The organism is Actinospica sp., assembly GCF_035552695.1.
Classification (GTDB): domain Bacteria; phylum Actinomycetota; class Actinomycetes; order Streptomycetales; family Catenulisporaceae; genus Actinospica.
Genome location: NZ_DASZKT010000011.1, coordinates 1 through 11,807, shown reverse-complemented (window position 1 = coordinate 11,807; position 11,807 = coordinate 1). Strand labels below are relative to the sequence as shown.

Here is an 11,807-nt window from a genome sequence, read left to right as displayed (position 1 = left end):
ACGTCCGGTTCGTGGAATGTGAGCGTTCTCGAAACCTGCCCTGGCTAGGATGCGGGACCTCGTTCCATACCCATCCGTAGCCGCATCCGAGGGCGACACACCGAAGTGCAGCACAGATTTCACGTCAGATTCCACAGCAGCTTCCACTCCGGATTCCGCGTCGCGGTGGCGGCTCTGCTCGCGGCTTCCGGAGCCGTGTCGCTGCCCGCGCAGTCCGCCGAGGCGGCCGGGGCGACGAGAACATCACGGCCTCGGTGCTCGCGGGCTCGAACGTGACGCTCTCGGGTCCCTCGATCATCAACCTGCCGTCCGGAACGGCGACGTACAACGGCGTCATCTCCGGCCAGGGCACGCTTACGGTCGCCGGTTCCGGGACACTCGTGCTGACGAAGGACAGCGACTTCACGCTGCCGAGCGCCGACCAGCACCAGAACGTGACGACAAGCGGCGGGAACTGGCCGTATCCGATCGTGACGAACCCCGATCAACCTGCGGTCATCGTCGAGCGCGGGGCCACGCTGCAGTACGGCACGGATGGCTCGACCGGGATCATCGGGGACTATCCGTATACGTCGATAAGCGGCGTCACGTTGAACCACGACAACATCGAGGTCGACGGCACGCTCGACCTGGACATCGCCAACCGCGAGTACAACCTCGGCACGATCTCCGGTTCCGGCCTGATTTCGCAGCCCAGGAACACGTGGGGCACGCTGGATCTGGCCGACGGTCTGCCGTTCACCGGCACCATCGCGGACGGCACCGGGTTCAACTTCGGCAGCGCGGCGTTCCGTCTCGCGCTGCCGTCCGCCGCGTCTGTGCACAACGACGGTTCCGCGATCATCAGTGCACGCAATTACACGCTCGTGCTGCCCGAGAACTTCTACGAAGACCAGTACGGCAGCGACATCAACTTCCACGCGTGGCAGGCCGGTTTGATCGAGATGACCGGTGTGGACCACTACATCGATACGTCGTTGGACACGGCGAGCATCGCGCACACGTCCAACTTCCGAGGCATCAATATCGAGGGCGCGAACGTCCAATGGGGCGACGGGACGACGGAGCGGTTCTTCCTGCCCGCGACGCCATCGAACTCGTATATCAACATTCACAGAAACGGCTCGCTGACCTTCGACTACGACGGACCGGTCACGCTCGACACCCCGATTTCCGGCGGTGTCTACCACTCCTCGCTCAGCACTCCCGCGAACGCGTCGATCTCGCTCGCGGCCACCACCGGCAACGCGGTGACGTTCGCGGTTCCGATGAACTACCACGGCACGACGACGATCGGTCGTGGTGCGACGCTGCTGCTCGGGACCGGTACGTCAGGCGGGGACAGCAGCCTGCTGACCGGCGCGTCGAACGATCAGGTCGTGGATAACGGAACCCGGACAGAGCGTGAAGCAACTGTCCGGCGTCGCGGGGAGCTCGATCTCGTTGGGAAGCAACTCGCTGAGCGTAGGCACGTCCGGGGCGACGACGTATGCGGGTTCGATCACGGGGACGTCGGGCGGGGTGACGATGTCCGGCAGCGGCACGCTGACCTCGACCGGTCGCGCGAGCACGCCGAGCGGGACGTGGCACCTGCAGCAGGGCACGCTCGCGATCGGAACCGGCGGCTCGCTCAATATCGGTTCCCTGATTCAGGCGGCCGGGAGCACGCTGTCGCTCTCACCGGGGACATCGGCGCCGATCCAGGTCGGCGGCACGGTTCAGCTCGCTGGGTCGCTGGCCGTGGCGTCGCTGCCGACGGTACCGGCGAACGGGAAAGTCGTGCTCATCCATGAGACGGGGACGCGAGCTCGGGCACGTTGGCCGGGCTACCGCTTGGCGCGCACCTGACGGTCGGCGGGCGGCAGTACACCATCGACTACGCGGGCGGCTCGGGACACGACGTCGTCCTCACGGCGGAAGCGGGAACGCCGGCTGCCGGGACCGCCGCCGCGTCCGGATCGGCGGCCGCGGTGACCGCCGCGGACAGCAGCAGTGCGAACGGCTCCGGTGCTGGCTCGATGGTGGCGGTCGCTGGCGCGACCGGAACCGCGGTCGCGGCGATGGCAGCCGGAGGGGTCTGTTCATGAAGCGGAGGAAGCGTGCTGTGACCGCTCCGTCCGATATCTACCCGACCAGCCACCGGAAGAAGTAGCAGACCGCAGCGGAATCAGTAGCCTCATACGCCCAGCGCGGCCTGACCGAGAACCGCGAGGATCGAGTCGTCTTTCGGGGTGTGCACGCGCGAGCAGAGCACGTCGCGCAGGTGCCGCTCCAGCGGATTGCGGCGGGTCAGGGCATTGTTACCGACGACGGCGACGGCGCGTTGCACGGCGTCGATCGCGGCGCGCGTCACCGCGTCGCCCTGGAAGGTCCAGTGCTGCAGGTCGGTCGAGCTGTAGCAGGGGATGGCCTGGAACGAGGTGTTCGACGAGGTCTCCCCCGCCTTGTCCTCGCCGTAGCCGTACCAAGTGCCGCCGACCTTGATGATGCCGAGGCCGTGCATCTGCAGCGCGTTGCCGGACGTGTCGTCCCAGGCCGCGCCGGGGGTGAAGGTGGAGGTGGTGTCCGCATGCGCGAGAAGCGCCGGGAGCAGCAGCGCGGCCAGCGCGGCGGCCAGCGCGACGAGGATGCGGACGGGGAGACGGGCGGGAAGACGCACGAGGGGCGCGGATAGTGAGCGTGCACAATCGATCTGCGTGGGGTGATCCACCGGTTTCAACTCCATTGTCGAATCCGGGGCAGCGATCGCATTCGAACAGAACAGAACAAAAACAGACGGTGCGGGGAGTGTGCCTCCTCGGCCGGACCCCGTCAAGGCCGGATTCTGTCGGTGCCGCGACGTACTGTGGTGACTGACCTGAACCACCTGACATTGGAGTTGGAGGCTGCCATGACGACCTTCACCGACCGGCCCAACACGGCGCTGCTGGTGATCGACGTGCAGAACGGCGTCGTCACCGGGGCGCCGCGCCGCGACGAGGTCGTCGCGAACATCAGTGACCTGATTGCCAAGGCCAGGGCCGCCGGCGCGCCCGTCGTATGGATTCAGCACTCGGACGACGACGAACTCGTCGAGGGCAGCGAGAGCTGGGAGTACGTGCCGGAACTGGTGCGCGAGCCCGGGGAGCCGCTGGTCGCCAAGCAGTACGGCGACTCCTTCGAGGAGACGGAACTCGAGAAGGTGCTCGCCGAGCGCGGCGTCGGCAGGCTCGTGGTCGCGGGCGCGCAGACCGACGCCTGCATCCGGTCCACGCTGCACGGTGCGATCGTCCGCGGCTACGACGCCTTGCTCGTAGGCGACGCGCACACGACCGAGGACCTCACCGCGTACGGCGCGCCCGCCCCGGAGCAGGTCATCGCGCACACGAACCTGTACTGGAAGTACCAGACCGCACCCGGTCGGCAGGGCGGCACGGCGGACACCGCCGAGGTGTCGTTCGAAACACCCGCAGGGCCTTAGGATCTGTTACATCCGATCGAGGCACCTCGACTGACTGGAGCTGTGAGACATGGTGGACATCCCCGAGCGCGCCCGCGAACTGCTCGGTCGCCCGATCCTGGTGAACCTCGCGACCACCCGGCCGGACGGCGCGCCGCAGGTGAACCCGATGTGGTTCATCTGGGACGGCGAGTTCATCTGGTTCACCCACACGAGCTACCGGCAGAAGTACAAGAACCTCGCGCACGAGCCGCGCGTCTCGATCTCGCTGCTCGACCCGGAGGACAAGTACGGCTACGTGGAGATCCGCGGCGTCGTCGACCACATCGACCCGGACCCGGAGGCGAAGCTCTACCAGCGCCTGTCCGAGTGGTACGACGGCAAGCCGATCACACCGGCCGACGCCGCGCAACGCGTCGCCATCGCCGTCCGGCCGACGAAGGTGCACGTCTAAGCAGGCGGCTGGGGCGGGGGAAGCGGATGTGGCGCGAGGCTGGGCCGCACCCGTGCCCACCCGCGCCCATAGAATCGCCGGGTGAGCACGCACGTGGATCTCGAAGCGGAACGCCGCCGGATGCAGGACCCTGAGCTCTCCGCGGCCTACGCGCTTTGCAAGGCGATCCACCGCAAGTACGATCCGTCGTTCTACGCCGGCTGCCTGATGCTGCCGCCGATCAAACGTCCGTACGTCGACGCGCTGTACGCGCAGGTGCGGATGTTCGACCAGATCGTGGACGACCCGACGGAGCCCGATGTCGCCGTGACGGCCGCTCGCCTCGACGAGCGTGTCGCAGCATACGAACTGGCGCTCAAGGTGGGTGATTCTCCCGATCCGGTGCTCAAGGCGGCCGCGCACACGGCGTTGACCTGGGACATCCCGATCGAGCACTTCTACGCGTTCAGCGACACGATGCGCAGCGATCTCACGGTCACCGAGTACGCGACGTACGACGACCTGCTCGGCTACATGTACGGCGCCACCTCGCTCCTCGGCCCCCAACTCGTCCCGATCCTCGGCCCGCTCGACCCGAGCGCCGCCGAACGCTCGATCGCCATCGGCTACGCGTTGCAGCTCACGAACATCCTGCGCGATATCGACGAGGACCTCGGCCGTGGCCGCCTCTACCTGCCGCGGGAAGACCTCGACACGTTCGGCGCCACCCGCGCCGACTTCGAGGCCCGCACGATGACCGACGGAATCCGAGCCCTGCTGAAGTTCGAGACCGAACGCGCCCGCGCCTACTTCGCCGAAGCCCACGCCGCCGCGACCCTGCTGCATCCGTCGAGCCGCGAAAGCGTCGGAACCGGGTTGATCCTCTACGCCGGCATCCTCGACTCGCTCGAACAGGCCGACTACCAGGTCTTCGGCGTGCGCCACGGATTCAGCAAGCTCAGAGCGCTGCGGATCGCCGTACCCGCCTACATCCGCGCCCGCCGATCCTGGCGCGGCTGAGGCTCAGCGGTGGCAGACGTGGGCCATGGACTATGAGAGTTCCGTGGTGATCGCCGCGCCGGCCTAGACCCGCTGCTCTCGCCGCTCCCGACGCTCCTGAAGGTAAGCAGGGTCCGTGATCACCCGCTGCACGACGGAGGTCGCGGCACCGATCACCGGACCCTCGCGTCTGAGGCCTGATACGACGAGGCCGGCCGGTTCCCAGGGGCGGATCCTGACCCGGGCGCCGAGTTCCGTCTGCATGCCGGGGGTGAGCCAGCCGGCCAGGTCGGCGTACGCGCCGCCGAGGACGACCGTTTCCGGGTCGACGAGGTTCACCACGCCCGCGAGCGCGATGCCGAGCGCCCGTCCCGCCTGTTCCAGCGCGCGGCGCACGGCCGGGTGTGCCGCGTGCGCCTGGTCCACGAGCACTGCGACGCGATCGCCCGCCGCGTCCTGGAACCCGCAGTTGCGCAGCACCGCCTCTTCGCCCGCGTACTGCTCGAGACAGCCGTGTGAGCCGCAGGGGCACGGCAGGCCGTCCGGGTAGACGGGCATGTGGCCGAGTTCGCCCGCGAATCCGCGTCGGCCGCGCAGCAGCAATCCGTCGACGACGAGGGCCGCACCGATACCCGCCTCGGCGGACACGTGGACGAAGTCGCGGCCGACCTCGCCGCGCCTCAGCTCGGCGAGCGCGCCGAGGTTGGCCTCGTTCTCCACCTCGACCGGAAGGCCGGGAAGCAGGGAACTGAGTTGGCCGGTGAGGTCCACGTCGTGCCAGCCGAGGTTCGGGGCGTGCAGCACCGTGTCGGAGGCGGCGCCGACCAGGCCGGGAACGGCGACTACCGCGCCGACCGGATCGAGGCCGAGCTCGTGCGCCTGGGCGAGAGCCGAATTCGCCACCCGCGCCAGCTGCTCGATCACCGCGCGCGGATCCCGCTCGCGGTTCGCGGCCGGCACCCGAATGCGGGTTCTGACCTCGGCGCTGAGGTCGATGACACACGCGCCGAGGTGCTCGACGCCGATCTCGAGACCGAGCCCGGCCGGGCCGCGGTTGTTGAGCGAGACGACCGTGCTCGGCCGGCCGACGCGTCCCTCGAGGGTGACGCCGTGCTCCTGCACCAGCCCGGCGTCGATCAGCTCACTGACGAGGCTGCCCGCCGCCGCCCTGGTCAGACCGGTGGCCTCGGCCAACTGCGCACGCGAAGTGGCACCGAGCCGCGCGACCGCGCCGAGCACGAGCGCGAGGTTCGCGCGGCGCATGCCCTGCTGGGACGCCGGCCCCTCGGCGGGCCGGTATCCGTTGCCGTTGCGTGCCGGCGCGGTCAACGTCCCCGGCTCCCTTTCCTCAGATCTCGGCTGCCTCGGACTTCAGTGGAGACCAGCGCTCGCGTTTCCTCAGATCTCTGTCGAGACCAGCGCTTCGGCCCGTCGGCGCACGGACGCGATCCGCTCGAGCACCGCCTGGTCCGCGGTCAGAGGATCATAAAGCGTGCCGTCGAGCGTCTTCCATCGACGCGCGACCTCGTCCGCGCGCTCGCCCGTGACCAGCGCGGCCGCCTGCGTCGCAGCGCCGATCGCGACTATCTCCTCGAGTTGCGGTACCAGCACAGGCCGACCGGACAGCCGTCGCACGGTCGTGCGCCAGGCGTCGCCCTTGGCACCGCCGCCGATCAGGATCAGCGGCGCGTCCTGCGCCGCCTGCTCGGAACCGGCCCGCAGCGCCTCGTCGACCGCGGTGAGCAGGCTCGCCGCGGCGCCCTCGTAGGCCGCGCGGAGGATCTGGCCCGGGGTCGTGTCGTGCCGCAGGCCGTAGAAGAGTCCTGATGCATAGGGCAGGTTCGGCGTGCGCTCGCCGTCGAGATACGGCAGCACGACCAGCTGGCCGCCGGGCTCCACCGCCTCGCGGTCGAGGCCGAGCCACTGGGCCACGCGGTCGACGGCGAGCGTGCAGTTGAGCGTGCAGGCGAGCGGCAGCCAGTTGCCGAGGGCGTCCGCGAATCCCGCGACGGTGCCGGTCGGGTCGGTCGGGCGGCCGCGCGTGACGGCGTACGCGGTGCCGGACGTGCCGAGGCTGATGACCGGCGCTCCGGGCTCGAGGCCGAGGCCCAGCGCCGCGGCCATGTTGTCGCCGGTGCCGGTACCGACCGGGATTCCGGCGCGCAGCGGCAGGCCGCCGCGCACCGTCCCGGCGGCGGAACCCGGCTCGGCGACGCGCGGCAGGAAGGACTCGTCCAGGCCCACCAGCGAGAGGATTTCCCGGTCGTAGCCGTCCGGCCCCCACCAGCCGGTGCCCGAGACGTCGCCGCGGTCAGTCACGTGCTCGCCGGTCAGCCGCCAGGTCAGGTAGTCGTGCGGCAGCATCACGCGGCGGACGCGCTTGGCCGCGTCCGCGTGGTGCTCGCGCAGCCAGTCCCACTTCGTGACCGTGAACGAGGCGCCGGGGACACTGCCCACGCGCTCGGCCCACGTCCGCGCGCCGAGCCGTTCGACCAGGGCTTCGGCGTTCGGGGCGCTGCGTACGTCGTTCCACAGCAGCGCCGGGTGCACGCTGCGGCCCTCCTCGTCCAGCGCGACGAGACCGTGTTGCTGGCCGCCGATCGATACCGCCGCGGCCGTCTCCGCGTAACCCGTTTGGTCCAATGCCTCGGAGAGGGCCTCCCACCACTGCTCCGGCTCGCTCTCCCGGCCAGCGCCCCCGCTCACCGCGTGCGCGGCCCGGCCCCGACCGAGGATCTTCCCGGTCGCGACGTCCACGGCCAGCGCCTTGGTCGCCTGGGTCGAGCTGTCCACACCGATGACGACTCCGTCACCCGCACCCGCGGCCATCGCCGCCTCCTCTAGCCAAGGAGCCCCGGGGGACTTCCCAAGGGCCGCACCCGCATACTAATTTGTTTTCTGCGTTTATCAATACCGCGAACCCGGGAGCATCCATGAGTAACGACGCTCTGACTCCGACTCCGTCGGACAAGTTCACCTTCGGCCTGTGGACGGTCGGCTGGCAGGGCCGCGACCCGTTCGGCGACGCGACCAGGCCGGCGCTGGACCCGGTCGAGTCCGTGCACCGGCTCGCGGAGCTCGGCGCGCACGGCGTGACCTTCCACGACGACGACCTGATCCCCTTCGGGTCCTCGGCCGCCGATCGGGACGCGCACATCGCGCGCTTCCGCGCCGCGCTGGACGAGACCGGCATGAAGGTGCCGATGGCCACCACGAACCTGTTCACCCACCCGGTGTTCAAGGACGGCGCCTTCACCTCGAACGACCGCGACGTGCGCCGCTACGCGCTGCGCAAGACGATCCGCAACATCGACCTCGCGGCGGAGCTCGGCGCCGAGATCTACGTGGCCTGGGGCGGCCGCGAGGGCGCCGAATCGGGCGCGGCCAAGGACGTGCGCCTCGCGCTGGACCGCCTGAAGGAGGCCTTCGACCTGCTCGGCGACTACGTGATCGAGAAGGGCTACAACCTCCGCTTCGCCATCGAGCCGAAGCCGAACGAGCCGCGCGGCGACATCCTGCTGCCCACGGTCGGCCACGCGCTCGCGTTCATCAACAGCCTGGAGCACTCGGAGATCGTCGGCCTGAACCCGGAGGTCGGGCACGAGCAGATGGCCGGGCTGAACTTCGTGCACGGCATCGCCCAGGCGATGTTCCACGGCAAGCTGTTCCACCTGGACCTGAACGGCCAGAAGGGTCCGCGCTACGACCAGGACATGATCTTCGGCCACGGCGATCTGCTGTCCGCGTTCTTCCTGGTCGACCTGCTGGAGCACGGCGGTTACACCGGCCCCCGGCATTTCGACTACAAGCCGTTCCGCACCGAGGACGCCACCGGCGTGTGGGCCTCGGCCGCGGCCAACATGCGCTCCTACCTGCTGCTCAAGGAACGGGCCGCCGCCTACCGGGCCGACCCGGAGGTGCAGGATGCGCTGCGCGCGTCCCGGGCCGACCAGCTGGCCGTGCCCACCCTGGGCGACGGGGAGAAGATCACCGATCTGCTGGCCGACCGGTCCGCGTTCGAGGACTTCGACCCGGACGCGTTCGCCCAGCGTGGTTACAACTTCGTCCAGCTCGCCCAACTCGCCCTTGAACACGTGCTCGGGGCCAGGTAAGCAAGACAGGTCGCGAGCTGGGTGAATCGATTGGCTGGGTGATCATGGCGCTGGTAGCGGGGGTCGACTCCTCGACGCAGTCGTGCAAGGTGGTGGTCCGGGACGCCGGGACCGGGGCGCTGGTCCGGCAGGGCCAGGCCGGGCATCCCGACGGCACCGAGGTGCACCCCGACGCCTGGGCCGACGCCCTGGCCAAGGCCACCGAACAGGCCGGCGGCCTTGACGATGTGGCCGCCGTTTCGGTGGGCGCCCAGCAGCACGGCATGGTCTGCGTCGACGAGTCGGGCCAGGTGGTTCGGCCCGCGTTGCTGTGGAACGACCTGCGCTCCGCCTCGGCCGCCGAGCAGTTGGTGGCCGAGGCGGGTGGGCCGGAGTACTGGGCCAAGGCGGTGGGCAGCGTGCCGCTGGCCTCGTTCACCGTGACCAAGCTGCGCTGGCTGGCCGAGAACGAACCGGAGAACGCCCGGCGCACCGCGGCCGTGGCGCTGCCGCACGACTGGCTGACCTGGCACCTGGGCGGCGCGGCCGAACTGACCGACCTGCGCACCGATCGCAGCGACGCCAGCGGCACCGGCTACTGGTCGCCGGCCAACGGCGACTACCGGCGCGATCTGCTGGTGGCCGCCCTGGGCCAGGACGCGGTGCTGCCGATGGTGTTGCCCCCCAACGCATCCGCCGGCTCGACCCGGGCCGGCGCGATGCTCGGCCCGGGCGCGGGCGACAACGCGGCGGCCGCGTTGGGTGTCGGCGCGCGGGCGGGCGATGTGATCGTGTCCATCGGCACTTCGGGCACCGTGTTCGCGGTGGCCGACGCGCCGACCGCGGACGCCTCCGGCGCGGTGGCCGGATTCGCCGACGCCACCGGCCGGTTCCTGCCGCTGGTGTGCACCCTCAACGCGGCCCGGGTGTTGCAGGCCACCGCGCGCCTGCTGGGCGTGGACATCGACGAGTTGGGCCGACTGGCACTGTCCGCGCCGTCCGGGGCGGAGGGCGCGATCGTGGTGCCCTACCTGGAGGGCGAGCGCACACCGTCCAAACCGGACGCCACCGGCGCGGTGCACGGACTGACGCTGCACAACTCCATCCCGGCCAACCTGGCCCGCGCGGCGGTGGAAGGCATGCTGTGCGGCCTGGCCGACGGCTTGGACGCGTTGGTGGCCGAAGGCGTTGCGGTGCAACGGGTGCTGCTGATCGGCGGCGGCGCGCGCTCGGCCGCGGTGCGCCGGATCGCGCCCGCCGTGCTCGGCCACACCGTGGTGGTGCCCTCGCCCGGCGAGTACGTGGCCGACGGCGCGGCCCGGCAGGCGGCGTGGGTGCTGTCCGGCGCCGAGCAGCCGCCGGACTGGTCCACTATGGACAGTGAGACGTTCGAGGCGGAACCGGATTCGGCGGTGCGGGAGCGCTATGCGGCCGCCCGCGAACAGGTGCTGCCGCGGTTGTGATCCCCCGGCGCCAGCCGCCGCTTCACAGTTTTTCTCGTGGTGTCAACGGAATGCCGCGTACGGTGGCTGGCCCGGCCATCGCCGCTCCCGCAGGATGATCTCGATCCTGCGACAAAGGAGTCGGCGATGACAGAGTTTTCCAGACGGCGGATGCTCGCCGGTATCGGCGCCACGGCCGCGGCCGGCGCGGTCACCCTCACCCCAGCAGCGGCGAACGCGACCGGGCTGCCGCGTACCGACGGCTGGGTGGGCAGTTGGGGCACCGCCTCGGTGACCGGGGTGGCCCCGGACGGCTATCCGAACTACTCGATCCGCAGCCTGGTGCACCTGAGCATCGGGGGCAGCGCGGTGCGGATTCGGCTGTCCAACGCGTTCGGCGCGGAGCCGGTGGTGATGGGGCATGTCACGGTGGCGATCGCGGCCGGTCCGGACACGCCGACCGCGGTAGCGGGCAGCATGCGCGATCTGACCTTCGGCGGGCAGCGGTCCATCACCGTCCCAGTGGGTTCGGACGTGCTGTCCGACCCTGCCGACCTGCGCGTGCCCGCGGCATCGAACCTGCTGGTCACCACGTACGTGCCCAGCCCCTCCGGCCCGGTCACCTATCACCCCGACGCCCAGCAGGACTCGTTCTTCACCAACGCAGGCGACTTCGCCGACGACGAGACCGGCACGCCGTACAACCAGACGACCCAGGTGTGGCACTACGTCAACCAGGTCGACGTGTTCGCGCCCGGCGCGCGCGGCGCGGTGGTCGCGTTCGGCGACTCGATCACCGATGGCTACCAGTCCACCTGGGGCGCCAATCACCGCTGGCCGGACTACCTGGCCGGGCGCATCCTGACCCACGGCGGCGGACTGGGGGTGCTCAACGCGGGCATCGGGGGCAACCGGCTGCTGCTGGACGGCGGTCCGGTCAACGCCGGGTTCGGGGTGAACGCGCTGGCCCGGTTCGACCGGGACGTGCTGGCCAAGACCGCGGCCCGCACCATGATCGTGCTGCTGGGCATCAACGACATCCAACAGGACCCACACCAGACCGACCCGACGCAGATCATCGCCGCCCACCAGCAGCTGATCACCCAGGCGCACAGCCGCGGCCTGCGCGCGCTGGGCGGCACCATCACCCCGTTCAAGGGCTGGACCGACTACGACGCCACCCTGGAGGCCACCCGCACCGCGGTGAACACCTGGATCCGGAGTTCCGGCGCGTACGACGGGGTGGTCGATTTCGACGCGGCGGTACGCGATCCGGCCGATCCGCAGGCCATGCTGCCCGCCTACGACAGCGGCGATCACCTGCACCCGAAGGACGCCGGCTACCAGGCCATGGCCAACGCCGTGCCGCTGGGATCGTTGTGATCAGAAGTTCGCCGACGAGA

10 protein-coding genes and 1 pseudogene are annotated in these 11,807 nt (G+C 70.1%); 8 read left to right on the top strand and 3 right to left on the bottom strand.

The features are described 5' to 3' along the window. Positions 1–254 precede the first annotated feature (254 nt). Complete coding sequence (locus VG296_RS02370) at positions 255–1,793, top strand: hypothetical protein (RefSeq protein ID WP_325562532.1); 1,539 nt, start codon at positions 255–257, stop codon at positions 1,791–1,793. 24 nt (positions 1,794–1,817) lie between these two features. After that, on the top strand, positions 1,818–2,087 hold the full coding sequence (locus VG296_RS02365; protein ID WP_325562530.1) for a hypothetical protein: 270 nt from the start codon (positions 1,818–1,820) through the stop codon (positions 2,085–2,087). 89 nt (positions 2,088–2,176) lie between these two features. Here the strand turns inward: VG296_RS02365 and VG296_RS32665 are convergent. Beyond that, positions 2,177–2,353: pseudogene (locus tag VG296_RS32665) on the bottom strand (acyl-CoA dehydrogenase family protein); the annotation flags it as partial. Between the two features lie 537 nt (positions 2,354–2,890). Here VG296_RS32665 and VG296_RS02355 point away from each other — a divergent pair. The 3 genes from VG296_RS02355 (at position 2,891) to VG296_RS02345 (ending at position 4,892) form a co-directional block, all read left to right on the top strand. Next, complete coding sequence (locus tag VG296_RS02355; protein ID WP_325562526.1) at positions 2,891–3,460, top strand: cysteine hydrolase family protein; 570 nt, start codon at positions 2,891–2,893, stop codon at positions 3,458–3,460. A gap of 49 nt (positions 3,461–3,509) precedes the next feature. Further along, entirely contained in the window at positions 3,510–3,893 is a 384-nt protein-coding gene (locus tag VG296_RS02350) for a PPOX class F420-dependent oxidoreductase (RefSeq protein WP_325562524.1), read from the top strand. A gap of 81 nt (positions 3,894–3,974) precedes the next feature. Continuing rightward, positions 3,975–4,892, top strand: a complete 918-nt coding sequence (locus VG296_RS02345; RefSeq protein WP_325562522.1) for a phytoene/squalene synthase family protein — start codon at positions 3,975–3,977, stop codon at positions 4,890–4,892. 63 nt (positions 4,893–4,955) lie between these two features. Here the strand turns inward: VG296_RS02345 and VG296_RS02340 are convergent, their stop codons facing one another. Beyond that, the gene (locus VG296_RS02340) at positions 4,956–6,200 is read right to left on the bottom strand and encodes an ROK family transcriptional regulator (RefSeq protein ID WP_325562520.1); all 1,245 of its coding nucleotides are present in this window, start codon (positions 6,198–6,200) and stop codon (positions 4,956–4,958) included. 69 nt (positions 6,201–6,269) lie between these two features. Further along, positions 6,270–7,700, bottom strand: coding sequence for a xylulokinase (xylB, locus tag VG296_RS02335; RefSeq protein ID WP_325562518.1), 1,431 nt, complete (start codon positions 7,698–7,700; stop codon positions 6,270–6,272). A gap of 104 nt (positions 7,701–7,804) precedes the next feature. Between xylB (VG296_RS02335) and xylA the strand changes: the two genes are divergently transcribed. The 3 genes from xylA (at position 7,805) to VG296_RS02320 (ending at position 11,787) form a co-directional block, all read left to right on the top strand. Next, positions 7,805–8,983 (top strand): xylose isomerase, encoded by a 1,179-nt coding sequence (gene xylA / locus VG296_RS02330; RefSeq protein WP_325562516.1) that lies wholly within the window; start codon positions 7,805–7,807, stop codon positions 8,981–8,983. Positions 8,984–9,027: 44 nt separating this feature from the next. Continuing rightward, the gene (xylB, locus tag VG296_RS02325; protein WP_325562514.1) at positions 9,028–10,425 is read left to right on the top strand and encodes a xylulokinase; all 1,398 of its coding nucleotides are present in this window, start codon (positions 9,028–9,030) and stop codon (positions 10,423–10,425) included. Between the two features lie 126 nt (positions 10,426–10,551). Further along, positions 10,552–11,787, top strand: coding sequence for an SGNH/GDSL hydrolase family protein (locus VG296_RS02320; RefSeq protein WP_325562512.1), 1,236 nt, complete (start codon positions 10,552–10,554; stop codon positions 11,785–11,787). The last annotated feature ends 20 nt before the right edge of the window (positions 11,788–11,807 follow it).